Source organism: Brevundimonas sp., assembly GCF_019636155.1.
GTDB lineage: Bacteria > Pseudomonadota > Alphaproteobacteria > Caulobacterales > Caulobacteraceae > Brevundimonas.
Genome location: NZ_JAHBYB010000003.1, coordinates 122,754 through 140,560, shown reverse-complemented (window position 1 = coordinate 140,560; position 17,807 = coordinate 122,754). Strand labels below are relative to the sequence as shown.

The following is a 17,807-nucleotide window of genomic DNA, read 5'->3' as shown; positions in this document are numbered from 1 at the left end:
TTAAGACGAACAGGGGGCGGCGGACGCCGCTTCGCCTTGTCATCGCCCCTTTTCGCCGTGTTATAGAGCCCTTGCGCGGCCCCGCGCCGCTGTGGCGGCCCAGGGGGCCGGCGCGCTTTGAACGGAGACGGTTCCTGATGCTTTCCTGCAACCGCGCGGCCCGCGTCGCCGCCCTGGCTCTGATCGGCTCCAGCCTGGCCCTGGCCGGCTGCGGCGGACCCCGGCTGCCCTTCACCGGCGGCGGGGCCAAGGCGAACGCTGCCAGCCAGACGGGCATCGGCGTCAACGCCTTCCTGTGGCGCGCCACCCTGGACACCCTGAGCTTCATGCCGCTGCTGAACGCGGACCCGTGGGGCGGGGTGGTCAACTACGACTGGTACGTCAATCCGCAGACCCCGAACGAGCGGTTCAAGGCGACCGTCTTCATCCTGGACACGCGACTACGGGCCGACGCCCTGAACGTGACGGTGACCAAGGAGGTCAAGGACGCCTCGGGCGCCTGGGTCTCCTCGCCGGTGGCGGCCCAGACCGAGACGGACCTGGAAAACGCCATCCTGACCAAGGCGCGCCAGCTGAACCTGGCGCAGGCGCGCTGACCGACCCCTCGTTTTAACGCCTCTTCGGGCCCGAACCCTGAGGCTTGCTTCAGGATACCGACCCGTGGCCCGCTACGAGCCCAAGACCGCCGAACCCCGCCAGCAGGCCCGCTGGGCGGCCGCCGACGCCTTCCGCACGCCCGAAGGCGATAGCGGACGGCCGAAATACTATGTGCTGGAGATGTTCCCCTACCCCAGCGGGAACATCCACATGGGCCACGCCCGCAACTATGTGATGGGCGACGTGGTGGCCCGGTCCAAGCGGGCCCAGGGCTTCGACGTTCTGCACCCCATGGGCTGGGACGCCTTCGGCATGCCGGCCGAGAACGCGGCCATGGAACGGGGCGTCCATCCCGGCGACTGGACCTGGTCCAACATCGCCAACATGCGCGATCAGCTGAAGCTGCTGGGTCTGTCGCTGGACTGGAGCCGCGAGTTCGCCACCTGCGACCCGGCCTATTATGGCAAGCAGCAGGCCTGGTTCCTGGAACTGTATCGGCGCGGCCTGGTCCATCGCAAGGACGGGGTGGTCAACTGGGACCCGGTCGACAACACCGTCCTGGCCAATGAACAGGTGATCGACGGGCGCGGCTGGCGTTCGGGAGCGGTGGTGGAGAAGCGCAAGCTGAACCAGTGGTTCCTGCGCATCACCGACTATGCCGACGACCTGATCGACGGGCTGAAGACCCTGGAGGGCCGCTGGCCTGACAAGGTGCGGCTGATGCAGGAGAACTGGATCGGTCGGTCCAAGGGCCTGCAGATGACCTGGGCCTGGGCGGGCGTCGCCCCGGCCGGGTTCGAGGACGGACTGGAGATCTACACCACCCGGCCCGACACCTTGTTCGGCGCCAGCTTCATGGGCCTGGCCCCCGATCACCCGATCTCGAAACAGCTGGCCGAGGCCGATCCCCGCGTCGCCGCCTTCGTTGCCGAATGCCGCAAGGGCGGGGCCAGCCAGGCCGACATCGAACAGGCCGAGAAGATCGGCTGGGACACCGGCCTGAAGGTGGTCCACCCGTTTACCGCGACCGAGGTTCCGGTCTGGATCGCCAACTTCATCCTGTCGGACTACGGCACGGGCGCCATCTTCGCCTGTCCGGCGCATGACCAGCGCGACCTGGACTTCGCCCGCAAATATGCTCTGCCGGTCATCCCGGTGGTGCGGCCCGAGGGCGCCGACGACGATTTCGACGTGGCGGACGAGGCCTATGTCGGCCCTGGCGCGATTTTCCACTCGGACTTCCTGGATGGACTGGACATCGAGGCGGCCAAGGCCGAGGCGGTGCGGCGCATCGAGGCCATGGGCCAGGGCCAGGGGGCGACCATCTATCGCCTGCGTGACTGGGGCGTCAGCCGCCAGCGCTACTGGGGCTGTCCGATCCCGATCATCCATTGCGCGGCCTGCGGCCCGGTCGAGGTTCCGGCGGATCAGCTGCCGGTCGAACTGCCGCATGATGTGACCTTCGACGTGCCCGGCAATCCGCTGGACCGGCACCCGACCTGGAAGCACGTCGCCTGTCCGTCGTGCGGCGCGGCGGCGACGCGCGAGACCGACACCCTGGACACCTTCGTCGACAGTTCCTGGTATTTCGCCCGTTTCGCCGATCCGACGGCGGACCAGCCGATCAACCGCGCGGCCGCGGCCCGCTGGCTGCCGGTGGACCAGTATATCGGCGGGGTCGAGCACGCCGTGCTGCACCTGCTGTACGCCCGCTTCATCAGTCGGGCCCTGAGCGACGCCGGGCTGATGGACGTGAAGGAGCCGTTCGCCGGCCTCTTCACCCAGGGGATGGTGGTCCACGAGACCTATTTCGAGGGCCAGGACGAGATCGGCAAGCCGCGCTGGGTCGAGCCGGCCGACGTGCGGGTCGAGACGGTGGACGGCCGCCGCGTGGCGCGCCGCCTGTCGACCGGGGCCGAGGTCTCGATCGGCGACATCGAGAAGATGTCCAAGTCCAAGAAGAACGTGGTCGCGCCCCAGGACATCATCGACAGCCACGGGGTGGACGCCGGCCGGCTGTTCGTCCTGTCGGACAGCCCGCCCGAGCGCGACGTTCAGTGGTCGGCCGGCGGGGTCGAGGGCGCCAGCCGCTTCGTCCAGCGCGTCTGGGCCGAGTTCGACGCCCATGACCCGGCCGCGCCCGGCGATGCGGCGGCGGACGCCGCCCTGGTGCGCGAGACCCACAAGGCGATCAAGGCCGTGACCGAGGGGGTGGCGGGCTTCCGCTTCAACTCGGCCATCGCCAAGCTGTACGCCTTCCTGGCCGTCCTGCGTCAGCATGACGGGGCAGGCGGCGCGGCGCGGGGCCAGGCCCTGAACGCCATGGCCCGGCTGATCGCCCCCTTCACCCCGCACCTGGCCGAGGAAGGCTGGACCCGGCTGGGCCAGGCGGGGATGGTGCTGGACGCTCCCTGGCCCGAATACGACCCGGCCCTGGCGGCGGACGACGAAGTCACCCTGCCGGTTCAGATCGGCGGCAAGCGCCGGGGCGAGGTGGTGCTGCCGCGCGGATCGGACACGGCGACGGTCGAGGCGGCGGCTCTCGCCAATCCGGCGGTTCAGGCCTACCTTGCCGCCAACAGCCTGAGCGTCCGCAAGGTGATCGTGGTGCCCGACCGCATCGTCAATCTGGTGGCCGGATGAAGGGCGCCCCCGCCCTGATCGGCCTGGTCGTCGCCTTGGCCCTGCCGGGGCTGGCGGCCTGCGGCTTCACCCCCCTGTACGCCCAGGGTGCGGCGGGGACCGAGGCGTCGCGCATCGCCGTCAACACCCCGGACGACCGGCTGGGCTTCCGCCTGCGCGAGCAGCTTGAAGACGTCCTGGGCGTCAACCGGGGCGCGGCGCCGCTGCGCACCCTGGATGTGCGGGTTCAGAGCGCGCGACGGCCGCTGGGGCGGCGCATCGACGACACGGCCAGCCGCTATGAACTGACCGTCCGGGCCGAATGGACCCTCAGCGCCGCCGCGGGGGGCGAGCCCCTGACCGGGACCGAGACAGCCACCGTCACCTACGCCGCCGCGGACCAGCCCTATGCCGCCATCACGGCCCAGCAGGACGGCGAGGACCGGGCCGCCGCCGACCTGGCGCGGCTGTTGCGGATCGACATCCTGAGGGCGCTGTCGGAACCGTGAGGACGGCCCGCAAAAAATCCTCACCCATCGGGGGAGGGGAACCGCGAAGCGGTGGAGGGGGCCAGCCCCGGACACCGGCGCGTGGATCAGCCCCCTCCACCATGCTGCGCATGGTCCCCCTCCCCCGAGGGGGGAGGATCAGATGAACCTCTCAAAGCGCCCGGAAATAGACCGGTTCCTGAAGTCGCCCGATCCGGCTGTGCGGGCGGTGCTGATCCACGGCAAGGACCGGTCCGGCGTGGCCGAGCGGGCCGAGATCCTGTGCCGGACGGTGACCCCGGACCTGAACGACCCGTTCAACGTCACCCTGCTGACCGACACCGACATGGACGGCGACGAGGCGCGGCTGGAAGAGGCCCTGACCGCCCTGTCGATGATCGGCGGGCGGCGGCTGGTGCGGGTGCGGCTGGGGGTCGAAAAGGCCTCGATCGACAAGCTGCTGGCCGGAGCGCTGAAGACCCATGCCGAGGGCGGGTTCAACCCCGACGCCATGCTGGTGATCGAGGCCGGAAGCCTGGGGCGCGACTCGGGTCTGAGGAAGGCGGCCGAGACGGCTTCGGGGGCGGCCGCCATCGTCTGCTACGAGGATGAGGTCGGCGACATGGCGCGGATGACGCGCGAGGCCCTGGCCGCCGACAAGGTGGGGCTGACCTCGGACGCCCTGGAGCGGTTCGTGGCCCGCCTGCCCCGGGAACGCGGACTGATGCGCCAGGAGATCGAGCGCCTGGCCCTCTATATCGGGCCGGGATCCGGCCGGACGGTCGATGCGGACGAACTGGACCTGCACCTGGGGGTGGAACCGGACGCCTCGCTTCAGGATGCCGCGCTGCAGGCCTTCGGCGGCCGACCGGCGCCGGCCCAGGCGGGACTGCGGCGGGCGTTGGCCGAGGGGGAATCGCCGGTCATGGCGGTGCGCCAGGCGGCCCTGCACCTGGGCCGGCTGCGGCGCATCGCGGTGCTGCAGGCCAATGGCGCGGGGGCCAAGGAGGCGGCCAAGGCGGCCGGCGTCTTCTGGAAACAGGAGGCCGAGATGCTGCGCCAGGCGCGCGGCTGGAGCCTGACGGCCCTGGACGAGACCCTGGACAGCGTCAACGCCGCCGACGTGGCCGCCAAGACCACCGGCCTGCCCGACCATCTGGTCGCCGAGCGGCTGTTGCTGGAGATCGCGGCCAGGGCGCGCCGGCTGGGGCTGTGACCCGGACGCCGGCGGCCTGATCCGGTCAGGCGCGAGTGTCGAACCGCGCGCCGGGCGCGCCGCCTGATCCCGCGCCTGAACCCTTGGCCGCGACCACCACCATGGCCGGACGCACGGTGCGGCCGAACAGGGCGTAGCCGGCCTGGAGGGTCTGGATCACCGTTCCGCCGGGGACGTCGGCGGACGGCTGTTCCATCATCGCCTGGTGCAGGTTGGGATCGAAGGCCTCGCCCGCCTGGGGCTCGACCCGCTTCAGCCCGTTGGCGTCGAACGCCTGCAGCAGGGCCTTCTGGGTCAGTTCCAGGCCGGTGACCATGGCCGCGACGGGGCCTTCGGCCTCCTCGCGCGGCGCCGAGGCCAGGCCGCGCTCCAGTGTGTCGGCCACACCCAGCAGGTCGCGCGCGAACCGCTGGATGGCGTAGGCGCGGGCGTCGTTCGCCTGGGTCTCGGCGCGGCGGCGGATGTTCTCCACCTCGGCCGTGGCGCGCAGGGCGCGATCCTTCCACTGGTCACGCTCGGCGATCACGGCGTCCAGGGGGTCGAGGTCGCCGTCCTCAGGCTGGGCGTTCAGCCCCGCCTCTGCGTCGGCCTCGGAGGCCGCGATGTCGGCGTCCAGTTCGGTTTCGATGGGGTCTTCGGGCGTTTGTGTCACGTCTCTTGTCCGTCCAGCATCCGGCCCAGGACCCGGGCGGTATAGTCCACCAACGGGATCACTCGGGCGTAGTTCAACCGCGCGGGGCCGATGACGCCGATGGCGCCCAGGACCCGCTGTCGGCCCGACATATAGGGCGCCGCGATCACGGCGGAACCCGACAGGGAGAAAAGTCGCGTCTCGGCGCCGATGAAGATGCGGACCCCCTGGCCGCCCTCGACACCGTCCAGCAGGCCGATCAGCTGTTCCTTCTGCTCCAGGTCCTCGAACAGGGACCGGACGCGCTCCAGGTCCTCGACCGCGCCGGGATCGGCCAGCAGGTTGGCGCGGCCGCGCACGATCAGGGCGCGCTCGCGTTCGGCCCCGCCGGACCAGGCGGCCACGCCGTCCTCGACCAGCCGGGCGGCGGCGGCGTCCAGCTCGCGCCGGGCCGTGGCCAGTTCGGCCGCCATCTCGACCCGCGCCTCGGCCAGGGGTCGGCCTTTCAAGCGCGCGTTCAGAAAGTTGGAGGCCTCGGCCAGGGTCGACGGGGTGACCCCGGCGGCCAGAGGCATCAGCCGGTTCTCCACCGTCCCGTCGTCGGCGACCAGCACCGCCAGAGCCTGGTCGCCGCCCAGGGCGACGAATTCCACATGCTTGACCCCCGCGTCGCGCACCGGGCTGACGACCACCCCGGCGCCCCCCGCCAGGCCGGACAGCAGGGCCGAGGCGGCGTCCAGAGCCTCGTCGAAATGTCGCCCCCGCCCGGCCAGGCGGGCGTCGATCTCGCGCCGCTCCTCGACCCCGACGTCGCCAATCTCCAGCAGGCCGTCGACAAACAGCCTGAGACCCGCATGGGTCGGAATGCGCCCGGCCGAGGCGTGGGGCGAATGCAACAGCCCGGCCAGGGCCAGGTCCTGCATGGTGTTGCGGATCGAGGCGGGCGACAGGCTGACGCCCGACAGGGACAGGGTGCGGGAGCCCACCGGCTCTCCGGTCGCCAGATAGGTCTCGACGATGCGGCGAAAGATGTCGCGCGCCCGCTGGTCCAGGGCGGCCAGGCCGGCATAGGCGGGCTGGATCAGGCTCATGGTTTCAGGATAAGCAGCCGCTCGCCGCCTTCCAAGGAGTTCCCGCATGACCGCCCCCCGCCCGTCCGGCCGCAGCGCCGACCAACTGCGCCCCGTGACCCTGGAAACCGGCGTCAACCGCTATGCCGAGGGCTCTTGCCTGGTCGCCTTCGGCCACACGAAGGTTCTGGTCACTGCCACGGTCGAGGAGAACGTCCCCGGCTGGATGCGCGGCAAGGGCCAGGGCTGGGTCACGGCCGAATACGGCATGCTGCCGCGCGCCACCCACACGCGCGGCCGGCGCGAGGCCGCCTCGGGCAAGCAGTCGGGCCGCACCCAGGAAATCCAGCGCCTGATCGGCCGCTCGATGCGGGCCGTGGTCGATCTGAAGGCCCTGGGCGAGCGGCAGGTGGTTCTGGACTGCGACGTGATCCAGGCCGACGGCGGCACACGCACGGCGGCGATCACCGGCGCCTGGGTGGCCATGGCCTCAGCCTTGAAATACCTGCGCGACGAGGGGGTGATGAGCGCCGACCCCATCCTGGATCAGGTGGCGGCCGTGTCCTGCGGGGTCTGCGCCGACCAGCCGGTGCTGGACCTGGACTATGAGGAGGATTCCTCGGCCGAGGCGGATTCCAACTTCGTCCTGACCGGGGCGGGCCAGATCGTCGAGATTCAGGCGACCGGAGAAAAGCGCGGCTTCTCACGCGCCGAGTTCGACCGTCTGTTCGAACTGGCCCATGGCGGATGCGCCGAACTGTTCGCCCTGCAGAAGGCGGCCCTGGGCTAGGCTGCGAAGGGATTCCCCCGTCGGCTGTAGAGGTTTCGCCGTTCGGTGAAAAAGGGCATGGTCCGCGCCACACAGCTTGCGGAGACCTCTGATGCGCCTGACCACACCGCTGACCGCCGCCGCCCTGATCGCCGTCCTGGCCCTGGGCGCCTGCCAGCAGCCCACTACGGACCGGCCGAGCGATCCGGCCATGGCAGAACAGACCGCCGTCATGCCCGCCGACGCTCCGCCGCAGGAGGACGCGCCCCTGCCCGCCGAGGCGTCTTCGATGTCCTGCACCCTGGATCAGGGCTCGGACGGCGCCATGGAGCTGGTGCGCCGCTGCATGGCCGTCAGTCCCGCCAGCCATCCGCCGTGCAATCCCAACAACCCCTGCCAACTGATCCAGGACGAGATCGACCGGGCCTGCGCCCTGTACAAGCCGGGCGAGACCAAGCCGGCCGAGTGCACGGCCTGATCCATTCTTCCTTCCTCCGTGAGGAGGAGACGGAAAGGAAAAAGGCGGCGCCCGCGAGGAGCGCCGCCTTCTTCATGTCAGGCTGAAGCCGTAGATCAGTCGCGACGGCGACGGCCGCGGTCGCCGCCGCGATCGCCGTCACGACGCGGACGGCCGCCGGTGTCCTCCGACAGGGGCGGCTCGCCCCGTTCGGCGCGCTCGGCGTTGATCTTGTCGGTGATGTCCTCGCCCGTGGCCTGGTCGACGACCTTCATCGACAGCTTGGTCTTGCCGCGGTCGTCCAGGCCCAGGAATTTGACCTTGACCTCCTGGCCTTCCGACACGACGTCGGCCGGGTTGGCGACGCGCTCCAGCGCCATCTGCGACACGTGGACCAGGCCGTCCTTGGCGCCGAAGAAGTTCACGAAGGCGCCGAAGTCCACGACCTTCACCACCTTGCCGGTGTAGATCTTGCCCACCTCGGCCTCGGCGGCGATGGAGTTGATCCATTCCTTGGCGGCCTCGATCTTCTCCTGGTCGTTGGCGGCGATCTTGATGGTGCCGTCGTCGCCGATGTCGATCTTGGCGCCGGTCTTTTCGACGATCTCGCGGATCACCTTGCCGCCCGAGCCGATCACTTCGCGGATCTTGTCGACCGGGATCTTGACCGTTTCGATCTTGGGCGCGAACTCGCCCAGTTCGGCGCGCGGCGCCGTCATGGCCTTGTCCATCTCATCGAGGATGTGCAGGCGACCGGCCGAGGCCTGGGTCAGGGCCTTGGTCATGATCTCTTCGGTGATGCCGGCGACCTTAATGTCCATCTGCAGGCTGGTGATGCCTTCGCGGGTGCCGGCGACCTTGAAGTCCATGTCGCCCAGGTGATCTTCGTCACCCAGGATGTCCGACAGGATGGCGAACTCGCCCGACGGCTCCAGGATCAGGCCCATGGCGATGCCCGACACGGGGCGGACCAGCGGCACACCCGCATCCATCAGCGCCAGCGACGAACCGCAGACCGTGGCCATCGAGGACGAACCGTTGGACTCGGTGATCTCGCTGACCAGACGGATGGTGTAGGGGAAGTCCTCGGTCGTCGGCAGCATCGGGCGGATGGCGCGCCAGGCCAGCTTGCCGTGGCCGATCTCGCGACGGCCGGGCGACCCCATGCGGCCCGCTTCACCCACCGAATAGGGGGGGAAGTTGTAGTGCAGCAGGAATTTCTCTTTGTATGTCCCGGTCAGGCTGTCGATGTACTGTTCGTCCTCGCCAGTGCCCAGGGTGGCGACCACCAGGGCCTGGGTCTCGCCGCGGGTGAACAGGGCCGAGCCGTGGGTGCGCGGCAGGACGCCGACTTCCGACACGATGGCGCGGACCTTGTCCAGGGCGCGGCCGTCGACGCGGTGGCTGTTCTCGATGATGTCGCGACGCAGGACTTCGGCTTCGCACTCCTTGAAGGCGGCGGCGAATTTCGAGGCGTCGACGCCGTCGGGGTTCTCGTCGGTCTTCACCAGGGCGGCGGCGGCGGTCTTCTTGGCCGCATCGACGCCCGAACGGCGGTCGTATTTGCCAGCGTGGGTGTAGGCGGTCTTGATGTCCGCGCCGACCAGCTTCTTGATCGAGGCGACGACGTCCGAGTGATCCTCGGCGGCGAAGTCGAACGGCTCCTTGGCGGCGTGTTCGGCCAGTTCGATGATGGCGTCGATGACCGGCTGCATGCCCGCGTGGGCGAACATCAGCGCCTTCAGCATGGTCTCTTCCGACAGCTCCTTGGCCTCGGATTCCACCATCATCAGGGCGTCGGCGGTGCCGGCGACGACCAGGTCCAGCTGGCTTTCGCCCATCTGGTCCACGGCCGGGTTCAGGACCATCTCACCGTCGATGATGCCGACGCGCGCGGCGCCGATGGGGCCCATGAAGGGCACGCCCGAGATGGTCAGGGCGGCCGAGGCGGCGACCATACCGACGATGTCGGGGTCGTTCTCCATGTCGTGCTGCAGCACGGTGACGACGACCTGGGTCTCGTTCTTGAAGCCCTTGACGAACAGGGGGCGGATCGGACGGTCGATCAGGCGGCTGACCAGGGTTTCCTTCTCGGTCGGGCGGCCTTCACGCTTGAAATAGCCGCCGGGGATGCGGCCCGCGGCGAAGGTCTTTTCCTGGTAGTTGACGGTCAGGGGGAAGAAATCCAGGCCCGGCTTGGGCGCGCGGCCATAGACGACGGTGGCCAGGACCACGGTCTCGCCATAGGTGGCCAGAACGGCGCCGTCGGCCTGGCGGGCGATACGGCCCGTCTCCAGCGTCAGCGGGCGGCCGGCCCATTCGATCGTCTTGCGTTTGATGTCGAACATGTCTCGTCTTTCGTAGTCCGGGCGGCGTATTCCGGCCGGAGTCCCATCAGTGGGGCGGAGCGTCGGGCGTTCAGTCCTTCGGTCCAAGGGCGGCCGCGCCATCGCGGCGAACCCGGGAAGATGAGGACCGGCTTGGCCCTCGCGTCGTGTTGAGTGTCGGACCGGTTCAAGGGTCCGTGCGCCGATACAAAACACCGCGGCGCGCGGCGGTCGTTAGATACGGAAAGAGGCGCGGACGTGGCCCGCGCCTCGAATCTCGTTGTTTCCGCGCTTAGCGGCGCAGGCCCAGCTTGGTGATCAGGGCGGTGTAACGCTCCTTATCGACCTTCACCAGGTGGTCCAGAAGGCGACGACGCTGCGAGACCATCTTGAGCAGGCCGCGGCGCGAGTGGTTGTCCTTCTTGTGGGTCTTGAAGTGTTCGGTGAGGTTGGCGATGCGCTCCGAGAGGATCGCGACCTGAACCTCGGCCGAGCCGGTGTCACCCGTGCCACGGGCGTTGTCGGCGATGACTTCCTGCTTGCGTTGAGCAGTGATCGACATCGGTATTCCCTTTCTTGCCCTATCGCTCGCCTCGCGGAGGCTCGCTGCTTGAGGGCGTTGGGCGTCCTTTCGGCTCCTTGCGGAGAGCGTCAGGACAGGTTGAAAACGCGGTCGGGTTCGAGCCGACCGGCCCGCAACGAACCGAGAGCGACGAGCGTCTGACCCTGAAAGACGGAAACGATGCGGGAGCCGTCACGAAGCCGGCTCTTCAAGGTTTCAACCTGTCGGGGGAGCAGTACGATCGGCCGTCCCTGCCGAAGCGAGAAGGCGTCCTGTTCCGTCACGGCCAGCTCCGGGATGTCGTCCAGGGCGGTCGAAACGGGCAGCAGGCCCTCAAAGGCGGCGTCCCTATGCACCAGATCGGCCAGGAAATCCAGCGTCACGGCGTTTTCCGTCGAGAACGGCCCCACCCGCTCGCGCCGCAGGGCGCTGACGTGCCCTTCGGCGCCCAGGACGGCGGCCAGATCGCGGGCCAGGGAGCGGACATAGACCCCCTTGCCCGTCTCGATGCGGATCTCGACGTGATCAGCGTCGGGCGCGGCGGTCACCTCGGCCGAATGGATGGTCACCGCGCGCGCGGACAGCTCCACCGCCGCCCCCTCGCGCGCCATGTCATAGGCGCGCTGGCCGTTCACCTTGATGGCGGAAAAGGCCGGCGGGACTTGCTGGATGTCGCCGACAAACGCGGGCAGGGCCGCGCGCACGGCGTCTGGCGTCGGCCGCACGTCCGAACGGCTGATCTCGCGCCCCTCGCGGTCGACGCTGTCGGTCGAGACGCCCCAGTTGACGGTGAAGCGATAGGCTTTGCGCGCCTCCATCATGAAGGGCACGGTCTTGGTCGCCTCGCCCAGGGCGATGGGCAGGATGCCGTCGGCCAGGGGATCCAGCGTCCCGGCGTGGCCCGCCTTGTTGGCGTCGAACAGGCGGCGGACGCGCGTCACCGCCTCGGTCGATCCCAGGCCGGCGGATTTGTCCAGACAGACCCAGCCGTGGATGGCCAGCCCCGACTTGCGGCGGCCCACTATTCGCCCTCGTCGTCGTGACGTTCCAGGTCGGCGCGGACACGCGGGTCGTTGAACAGCCGGTCGATGTGGCTGGCGTTGTCGAAGCTCTCGTCGTGACGGAATTTCAGGTCCGGCGTGAATTTCATGTCCAGCTTGGGCCCCAGCCGCCCGCGCAGGAATTTGGCGTGTTCGTTCATCGCCTTGATGATCTCGCTTTCATGCCCCGTCGTGACCGCCGCCTCGACCCCGGCGCCCAGGGGTTCGACGAAACAGGTGGCGTGGCGCAGGTCCGGGCTCATCCGCACCTCTGTGACGGTGATCGACACCCCGTCCAGGGCCGCGTCGTGAATCTGCTCCTCGCGCAGCACATCGACCAGGGCGTGACGGATCAGTTCGCCGGCGCGCAGCTGGCGCTGGGACGGGCCATGGGGGCCGGATGCGTTGCGGGTGTGCTGTTTGCGGCCCATGGGGCGGCTCCTTGTCTTCGCCGCCGGGGATCGGACCCGGCTGAGGAAACGAAGGCGCGCGGTCTAGTCCCCCTCGGACGCCCTGTCCAGCGAGGCCCTGTCGACGGCCGCCAGCAGTTCGCTGGAGACGATCGAACGGAAGGGCCGCACCGGAACCCCGGCCGCGTTCAGCAACTGGGCCGTCCAGTGGTTGCACAGGTGGCCGAGGCCGAAGGTCTCGGTCGAGGCGAAGAAGCGGGTGTCGTCGCCGGGCCTCTGCGCCGCCAGGATGGGGGCGCCGTCGCGCAGCGCCAGCGAGGCCTCGACCCGCGCGCGCAGGGCGGCGAATCCTTTGGGCGACAAGGCCAGGGCGCGGCGGCCCCGGTCCGGACCCAGGCGGGACGGATCGCCGCCATAGGGGTCCAGCATGACCACCGAGGCGTTGCTCGGGGCGAAGAAGGCCCGGGCGCCGTCCGGCAGGCGGTGATGGATCGGCCTCTGGTCCACATAGAAGCGGGCGTCGCCCCAGCCGACCAGGATCCAGTCGCCGGGCGGGACGCGATCCAGGGCCTGGGCCAGGGGACCGCCGTCGGCGGCCAGGGTGTCACGCGGCAGGGCCAGGTCGGTGTGGAAGCCGTTGTCCAGCAGATAGGCGACGACCGCCGGGCCGTCGGTCGAGGCCGGAAACGGCGCCTGGGCCGGCCGTGTCCAGCTCATCAGGGCGACTGCCAGACCCAGCACAGCCCCGAGGAGGACGCCGGTCAGCGGCGATAGGTCAGGGCGGCGCACGGGGATTCGGGCGATGCGGCGGGGCCGGGCGGCGGTCCGGGACGGAAGGGGATCAGCACCACCCGGTCGCCGGCATGCCACAGGCCGATCCAGCCCGGCGTGGCCCCGTCGCACAGCCCGGCTGCCGAGCCGGGCAGGACCTGGCGCAGTTCGATCTGGTCCTCGGGTCCGGCGCCATAAAGGGCGGCGAATGTCGCGCCGGCCGCGTCCGAAACCTGGCGCCCGAATCCGATCCGGTCCGGCCGGGTCTTCAGCAGGCCGCCGGTTTCAAAGCGCAGCTCGGCGCGCACGAAGGCGACCTGGCCGGTCAGGGCGCGGGTCCGGTCATCGCCAGCGCGGAAGTCGCCCTGAAGGATCGGACCGTCCCGGGCGACCGCCGCGTCGGGGGCGGAGGGCGCCAGGCGCGTGCGCGCGGCGGTCCAGGCCTCGCCCGCCGCCTGAGCCGCCTGGTTCCAGACCGCCGTGGCCGAAGGTTCGTCCACGACCAGCACGGCCAGGATCAGCGCCAGGGGAAACAGCACGGCGGCCAGGGCCCGGCCGACAGGGCGCGGCGGCGACGGACGGGTGCGGGCGGAAACGGTCATCATGGCCAGACTAACGCGTCCGGACGGCGAAGGTGGCGAAATTCCCGTGACAGGCGGATCAGCCGGCCGCGCGCGGCGCCGGCGGCGCCGCCCATTCGCCGCGATAGCTGTAATTCAGGGTCACGCAGTGGCGGAAGGCGCCGTCGCTCCAGCGGCCGGCGGCGTGGATGGTCAGGGGCCGCCCCGCCCGCACCCGGCCCAGCAGCAGATAGGCCTGGTCCGCCCCCGGACACAGGGCGCGGGTCAGGCCGCGTCCGTCGCCCTCGGACGGGATTGTGTAGATCGAGACAGCCTCGGCGCCCTCCGGCAGGACCCGTCGCACCCCGTCCGGCCCGCCCAGGGTGATGTCGGCCGAGCCTCGTGCCGTGGTCGACAGTATGCGCCGCACAGTGGTCCCGCCCAGTAGGCCGCGCCGCACCACCTCCAGCGTCACCCCGCGCGTCAGGGCCTGGGTCACCCGGTCGGCCGCGTCATAGGCCAGAAGCCGGGTGTCCGCCCATGCGGGCGCGGCGGCCGAGACGGCGGCGAACAGGACAAGGGCGGCGGCGGACGATCTCATGACCCCGACCTTACCCCGGTTTGCGGCGAAATCGTGCAGGGTCGGCGATCTTACTGATCTTCGTCGAAGCGGCGGTTGACCAGGTCGGCAAGGGCGGCGACGGCCTCCTGGGCGCCCTCGCCCTCGGCCTCGATCTCGACGCCGCAGCCATTGCCGGCGCCCAGCATCAGAAGCCCCATGATCGAGCGGGCGTCCACGGTGACGCCGTCACGCGTCACCCGCACCTCGCAGTCGTAGTTCGAGGCCAGTTTGACGAATTTGGCCGAGGCGCGGGCGTGCAGACCGCGCTGGTTGCAGATGTTGACGACGGCCTTGGCGGCGCCGGGAACGGTCTCGCTCATTTTTCCCCCGACAACACCCAGGAGGCGACCGAGATATATTTGCGCCCGGCGTCCTGGGCCGCGGCGACGCAGGCGTCCAGGCTCTCGCGGCCGCGCACGCTGGCCAGTTTGATCAGCATGGGCAGATTCAGTCCGGCGATGACCTCGGCCCGGGTCTGCTCCATCACCGAGATGGCCAGGTTGGACGGCGTGCCGCCGAACATGTCGGTCAGCAGGATGACCCCGTCGCCGTCGTCCACCGCCGCGGCGGCGTCGACGATGTCGCGGCGGCGCCGCTCCATGTCGTCCTCCGGCCCGATGCAGATGGCGGCCACCCCGCGTTGCGGGCCGACCACATGCTCCATCGCCGAGAGGAATTCGGAGGCCAGGCCCCCGTGGGTGACGATCACCAGGCCGATCATTGAGGAACCGCCAAGACAAAGCCCCATGCCGCGTCCTCGGGCCGACGCCCGACAAGACCGCAAGCCGGCCTAGATAGGCCAAACCGCGCCGCGATCAAACCCCGCCAGAGCCCCTGCGACCACGGCGACCGCCGAGGCCGGCCTCGGGTCCAGCGCCAGGACCGCCACGGCCGCCCCATCCAGGGTCTCGAAATGCGGTTCCGGCATCCGCTCCACCGGGTTTTGAACCAGGTCGATGATCAGCCTTATCCGGGCCAGTTCCAGTGTCGGCGCCGTCAACAGGCCCAGGCCTCGGGCCTCGATCCGGCCGGCGATCATGGCCGGCGACCGGGCGAACAGGGCGCCGTCCGAGGCCCAGACCCAGGCGTAGTCGTCCGCAACCAGGCGGAATCCGGCCTGAACCAGCCTCAGCGCCAGGTCGCTCTTGCCCGCGCCCGAAGCGCCCCTCAGCATCACCCCGCGCCAGCCGTCGGCATGATGGCGCGCGACCACGGTGGCGTGCAGCGGCTGGGTCATCCCCGGCGCGCGGCTTCGGGCAGGACGACGGTGAAGCGCGCGCCCGCCGCCGCGCCATCAGGCCCCGCACGGTTCTCGGCCCAGACGCGGCCGCCGTGCGCCTCGACGATCTGGCGCACGATGGACAGGCCCAGGCCCGAGTTGGCGCCGAAGGCCGTCCCCTTGGGCCGCGAGGTGTAGAACCGCTCGAACACGGTCGCCAGATTGTCCGGCGGAATGCCCGGCCCGTCGTCTTCGACCCGGACGCGCACCTCGCCGGCTTCGCGGTCCAGCAGAACCCGCACGGTTCCGCCCGGCGGGCTGAACGAGCGGGCGTTGTCGATCAGGTTGCGGAACACCTGGCCCAGAGGCCCGTCGCGGCCAGAGACGGGGCTGTCGACGCCGTCGCGCATCTCCAGCACCACCGCCGCCTCTCCCGGCTTGGCCGTGGCCTGATAGATGTGGGTCACCTCGGCCAGAAGTTCGCCCAGGTCGATCGGGCGCGGCCGCTCGCGCGACAGTTCGGCATCCAACCGCGAGGCGTTGGAGATGTCGGTGATCAGCCGGTCCAGCCGCCGCACGTCCTGTTGCAGCAAGGCGGTCAGCGTCTCCCGTTGGGCGTCGGTCTTGACCAGGGCCAGGGTCTCGAGCGCCGAGCGGATCGAGGTCAGGGGATTCTTGATCTCGTGGCTGACGTCGGCGGCGAAGCCCTCGATGGCGTCCATCCGCGTCGACAGGGTGTCGGTCATGCTCTCCAGGGCGCGGGCCAGGTCGCCGATCTCGTCCTTGCGGTCCTCGAGGTCGGGCAGGGAGATGGCGCGCGCCCGCTGCATCCGCACCTCGTCCGCCGCCAGGGACAGACGCATCACCGGCCGGGCCACGAACAGATGCAGCACCAGGGACGACAGCAGGGACACGATCAGGGCCACAAGGGCGAAGGGCACCAGGGCCCGCCGCTGGGCCGACAGGATCTCGTCCACGTCTCCGGCTTCCAGCGTCAACACGCCCAGAACCTGCTGCACATGGCGCACGGGAATGGAGACCGACACCACCTGGTCCCCCGTTTCGGATCGCCGCACCCCGGCCTGGGGCTCTCCGGTCAGGGCCCGCTCGACCTCGGCGGCCAATTCGGCGGCGGCCTTGTCCTGGCGGCGGTCGTCGCGGGCGCGGGCGGGTTCCCCCGGCTGGGGCGCCGTGACCCCGGCCGGCAGGGCGGGAGGCAGGGGCGCGCCGGAAATGGCCTCCGACACCGCGAAACTGTCTGTCACCAGCAGGCCGTCCTGGTCGTAGAGCCGCGCCCTCTGGCCCGTCGGAATGAATTTGTCGCGCAGCAGCAGGGCGGCGTCCAGGGGGTTCAGCATGGGGCGCGGCTCGCCCCGCGTCGCCCCCGCCTCGCCCAGCAGATTGGCCAGAAGCTCGGCCTGGACGGTCAGGGATTCCTGACGCGCCTCGACCAGGCCGCGGCGCCATTCGTTCAGGGCCAGGGCCCCGCCGAACAGGATCAGCAGGCTCAGCAGGTTCAGCGCCAGGATGAAGGCGCCCAGGCGCGATCGTCCCAGGCGCACGCGGGGGCGGCCCTCGTCCTCGACGTCCCGGCCCGGCCGGTCGGCCGGATCAGCTTTCGCGGTATCGGTATCCGACGCCATAAAGGGTCTCGATGGCGTCGAACTCGGGATCGACGGCCCGGAATTTCTTTCGCATCCGCTTGACGTGGCTGTCGATGGTGCGGTCATCGACATAGACCTGATCGTCGTAGGCGGCGTCCATCAGGTTGTCGCGGCTCTTCACGAAGCCGGGCCGCTGGGCCAGGGCCTGCAGGAGCAGGAATTCGGTGACGGTCAGCTTGACCGGCTTGCCGTCCCAGGTGCTTTCGTGGCGCGCCGGATCCATGCTCAGCTTGCCGCGACGGATGGCCTTGCCCGAGCCTTCGCCCGCCGGCTCCGGCTCGCCCCCGTCGGCGCCCGAGCGACGCAGCAGGGCCTTGACCCGCTCGATCAGCAGCCTCTGGCTGAAGGGTTTGTGGATGTAGTCGTCGGCGCCCAGGTTGAAGCCCAGGATCTCATCGATCTCCTCATCCTTGGAGGTCAGCATGATGACGGGAATCTGGCTGGTCTGGCGCAGGCGGCGCAGCACCTCCATCCCATCCATGCGCGGCATCTTGACGTCCAGTATGACCAGGTCGGGCGGGGTGGCCTCCAGGGCCTCCAGCCCGGTCGCGCCGTCGTGATAGGCCGTGACCGTGTGACCATGGCTCTCCAGCGCCAGCGAGACCGACGCCACGATGTTTTCGTCGTCATCCACCAGGGTGATGTTGGCCAAGGGTCTCTCCTCTGATCGCGGCCCCGCGTGGCGGCCGACTCACGCTGGAACGCGTGGCAAGCGTAACCGTTCTACGGGATCGCGGTTAGATTTGGGCCGCTGGAAATGGGGTTCACCTGCCGAAGGCGCA

The 17,807-nt window shown here is 70.0% G+C and carries 20 protein-coding genes; 6 read left to right on the top strand and 14 right to left on the bottom strand.

The window, feature by feature from the left end; all coding sequences use genetic code 11:
• Nucleotides 1–137: 137 nt before the first annotated feature.
• The 4 genes from KF910_RS04555 (at nucleotide 138) to holA (ending at nucleotide 4,923) form a co-directional block, all read left to right on the top strand.
• On the top strand, nucleotides 138–596 hold the full coding sequence (locus KF910_RS04555; protein ID WP_292259107.1) for a DUF3576 domain-containing protein: 459 nt from the start codon (nucleotides 138–140) through the stop codon (nucleotides 594–596).
• A gap of 64 nt (nucleotides 597–660) precedes the next feature.
• Nucleotides 661–3,240, top strand: coding sequence for a leucine--tRNA ligase (leuS, locus tag KF910_RS04550; protein ID WP_292259105.1), 2,580 nt, complete (start codon nucleotides 661–663; stop codon nucleotides 3,238–3,240).
• Nucleotides 3,237–3,728, top strand: coding sequence for an LPS assembly lipoprotein LptE (gene lptE, locus KF910_RS04545; protein WP_292259103.1), 492 nt, complete (start codon nucleotides 3,237–3,239; stop codon nucleotides 3,726–3,728). Before leuS ends, lptE begins: the two co-directional genes overlap by 4 nt.
• Nucleotides 3,729–3,870: 142 nt before the next feature.
• Nucleotides 3,871–4,923 (top strand): DNA polymerase III subunit delta, encoded by a 1,053-nt coding sequence (gene holA / locus KF910_RS04540; RefSeq protein ID WP_292259101.1) that lies wholly within the window; start codon nucleotides 3,871–3,873, stop codon nucleotides 4,921–4,923.
• 25 nt (nucleotides 4,924–4,948) lie between these two features.
• Here the strand turns inward: holA and grpE are convergent, their stop codons facing one another.
• Nucleotides 4,949–5,575, bottom strand: a complete 627-nt coding sequence (gene grpE, locus KF910_RS04535; RefSeq protein WP_292259100.1) for a nucleotide exchange factor GrpE — start codon at nucleotides 5,573–5,575, stop codon at nucleotides 4,949–4,951.
• Nucleotides 5,572–6,645: a heat-inducible transcriptional repressor HrcA gene (hrcA, locus tag KF910_RS04530; protein WP_292259098.1), complete on the bottom strand. Its 1,074-nt coding sequence runs from the start codon at nucleotides 6,643–6,645 to the stop codon at nucleotides 5,572–5,574. The genes grpE and hrcA overlap by 4 nt, the downstream gene beginning before the upstream one ends.
• A gap of 46 nt (nucleotides 6,646–6,691) precedes the next feature.
• On the opposite strand from hrcA, the gene rph reads away from it, so the two are divergent.
• Together rph and KF910_RS04520 are read left to right on the top strand one after the other, a co-directional pair.
• Entirely contained in the window at nucleotides 6,692–7,414 is a 723-nt protein-coding gene (rph, locus tag KF910_RS04525; RefSeq protein WP_292259096.1) for a ribonuclease PH, read from the top strand.
• A 91-nt stretch (nucleotides 7,415–7,505) separates the two neighbouring features.
• The gene (locus tag KF910_RS04520) at nucleotides 7,506–7,871 is read left to right on the top strand and encodes a hypothetical protein (RefSeq protein WP_292259094.1); all 366 of its coding nucleotides are present in this window, start codon (nucleotides 7,506–7,508) and stop codon (nucleotides 7,869–7,871) included.
• 95 nt (nucleotides 7,872–7,966) lie between these two features.
• Here the strand turns inward: KF910_RS04520 and pnp are convergent, their stop codons facing one another.
• From pnp to KF910_RS04460, 12 genes are all read right to left on the bottom strand, one after another.
• Entirely contained in the window at nucleotides 7,967–10,198 is a 2,232-nt protein-coding gene (pnp, locus tag KF910_RS04515) for a polyribonucleotide nucleotidyltransferase (protein ID WP_292259093.1), read from the bottom strand.
• Nucleotides 10,199–10,469: 271 nt separating this feature from the next.
• Complete coding sequence (gene rpsO / locus KF910_RS04510) at nucleotides 10,470–10,739, bottom strand: 30S ribosomal protein S15 (RefSeq protein WP_292259091.1); 270 nt, start codon at nucleotides 10,737–10,739, stop codon at nucleotides 10,470–10,472.
• 89 nt (nucleotides 10,740–10,828) lie between these two features.
• The gene (gene truB, locus KF910_RS04505) at nucleotides 10,829–11,761 is read right to left on the bottom strand and encodes a tRNA pseudouridine(55) synthase TruB (protein WP_292259090.1); all 933 of its coding nucleotides are present in this window, start codon (nucleotides 11,759–11,761) and stop codon (nucleotides 10,829–10,831) included.
• Nucleotides 11,761–12,210 (bottom strand): 30S ribosome-binding factor RbfA, encoded by a 450-nt coding sequence (gene rbfA, locus KF910_RS04500; protein WP_292259089.1) that lies wholly within the window; start codon nucleotides 12,208–12,210, stop codon nucleotides 11,761–11,763. The genes truB and rbfA overlap by 1 nt, the downstream gene beginning before the upstream one ends.
• Before the next feature lie 63 nt (nucleotides 12,211–12,273).
• Entirely contained in the window at nucleotides 12,274–12,906 is a 633-nt protein-coding gene (locus KF910_RS04495; protein WP_292259087.1) for a DUF2459 domain-containing protein, read from the bottom strand.
• 44 nt (nucleotides 12,907–12,950) lie between these two features.
• On the bottom strand, nucleotides 12,951–13,565 hold the full coding sequence (locus tag KF910_RS04490; RefSeq protein WP_292259086.1) for a hypothetical protein: 615 nt from the start codon (nucleotides 13,563–13,565) through the stop codon (nucleotides 12,951–12,953).
• Nucleotides 13,566–13,620: 55 nt separating this feature from the next.
• Entirely contained in the window at nucleotides 13,621–14,121 is a 501-nt protein-coding gene (locus KF910_RS04485) for a hypothetical protein (RefSeq protein ID WP_292259084.1), read from the bottom strand.
• A gap of 50 nt (nucleotides 14,122–14,171) precedes the next feature.
• Nucleotides 14,172–14,462 (bottom strand): HPr family phosphocarrier protein, encoded by a 291-nt coding sequence (locus KF910_RS04480; RefSeq protein ID WP_292259082.1) that lies wholly within the window; start codon nucleotides 14,460–14,462, stop codon nucleotides 14,172–14,174.
• Nucleotides 14,459–14,863 carry a PTS sugar transporter subunit IIA gene (locus KF910_RS04475; RefSeq protein WP_292259080.1) on the bottom strand — a complete coding sequence of 135 codons (405 nt, stop codon included), beginning with the start codon at nucleotides 14,861–14,863 and terminating at the stop codon, nucleotides 14,459–14,461. Before KF910_RS04475 ends, KF910_RS04480 begins: the two co-directional genes overlap by 4 nt.
• 69 nt (nucleotides 14,864–14,932) lie before the next feature.
• Nucleotides 14,933–15,379, bottom strand: a complete 447-nt coding sequence (locus KF910_RS04470; protein WP_292259078.1) for an HPr kinase/phosphorylase — start codon at nucleotides 15,377–15,379, stop codon at nucleotides 14,933–14,935.
• Nucleotides 15,376–17,004: a stimulus-sensing domain-containing protein gene (locus KF910_RS04465; RefSeq protein WP_292259076.1), complete on the bottom strand. Its 1,629-nt coding sequence runs from the start codon at nucleotides 17,002–17,004 to the stop codon at nucleotides 15,376–15,378. Before KF910_RS04465 ends, KF910_RS04470 begins: the two co-directional genes overlap by 4 nt.
• A complete protein-coding gene (locus KF910_RS04460; protein WP_292259074.1) occupies nucleotides 16,973–17,677 on the bottom strand; it encodes a response regulator transcription factor in 705 nt (234 codons plus the stop codon). Before KF910_RS04460 ends, KF910_RS04465 begins: the two co-directional genes overlap by 32 nt.
• Nucleotides 17,678–17,807 lie beyond the last annotated feature (130 nt).

What these genes read in the sequence shown, in the direction of transcription:
- KF910_RS04555 (WP_292259107.1), top strand. Translation starts at nt 138, where the DNA reads ATGCTTTCCTGCAACCGCGCGGCCCGCGTCGCCGCCCTGGCTCTGATC.
- lptE (WP_292259103.1), top strand. Translation starts at nt 3,237, where the DNA reads ATGAAGGGCGCCCCCGCCCTGATCGGCCTGGTCGTCGCCTTGGCCCTG.
- holA (WP_292259101.1), top strand. Translation starts at nt 3,871, where the DNA reads ATGAACCTCTCAAAGCGCCCGGAAATAGACCGGTTCCTGAAGTCGCCC.
- hrcA (WP_292259098.1), bottom strand. Translation starts at nt 6,645, where the DNA reads ATGAGCCTGATCCAGCCCGCCTATGCCGGCCTGGCCGCCCTGGACCAG.
- rph (WP_292259096.1), top strand. Translation starts at nt 6,692, where the DNA reads ATGACCGCCCCCCGCCCGTCCGGCCGCAGCGCCGACCAACTGCGCCCC.
- KF910_RS04520 (WP_292259094.1), top strand. Translation starts at nt 7,506, where the DNA reads ATGCGCCTGACCACACCGCTGACCGCCGCCGCCCTGATCGCCGTCCTG.
- pnp (WP_292259093.1), bottom strand. Translation starts at nt 10,198, where the DNA reads ATGTTCGACATCAAACGCAAGACGATCGAATGGGCCGGCCGCCCGCTG.
- rpsO (WP_292259091.1), bottom strand. Translation starts at nt 10,739, where the DNA reads ATGTCGATCACTGCTCAACGCAAGCAGGAAGTCATCGCCGACAACGCC.
- rbfA (WP_292259089.1), bottom strand. Translation starts at nt 12,210, where the DNA reads ATGGGCCGCAAACAGCACACCCGCAACGCATCCGGCCCCCATGGCCCG.
- KF910_RS04495 (WP_292259087.1), bottom strand. Translation starts at nt 12,906, where the DNA reads ATGAGCTGGACACGGCCGGCCCAGGCGCCGTTTCCGGCCTCGACCGAC.
- KF910_RS04490 (WP_292259086.1), bottom strand. Translation starts at nt 13,565, where the DNA reads ATGATGACCGTTTCCGCCCGCACCCGTCCGTCGCCGCCGCGCCCTGTC.
- KF910_RS04485 (WP_292259084.1), bottom strand. Translation starts at nt 14,121, where the DNA reads ATGAGATCGTCCGCCGCCGCCCTTGTCCTGTTCGCCGCCGTCTCGGCC.
- KF910_RS04480 (WP_292259082.1), bottom strand. Translation starts at nt 14,462, where the DNA reads ATGAGCGAGACCGTTCCCGGCGCCGCCAAGGCCGTCGTCAACATCTGC.
- KF910_RS04475 (WP_292259080.1), bottom strand. Translation starts at nt 14,863, where the DNA reads ATGATCGGCCTGGTGATCGTCACCCACGGGGGCCTGGCCTCCGAATTC.
- KF910_RS04470 (WP_292259078.1), bottom strand. Translation starts at nt 15,379, where the DNA reads ATGACCCAGCCGCTGCACGCCACCGTGGTCGCGCGCCATCATGCCGAC.
- KF910_RS04465 (WP_292259076.1), bottom strand. Translation starts at nt 17,004, where the DNA reads ATGGCGTCGGATACCGATACCGCGAAAGCTGATCCGGCCGACCGGCCG.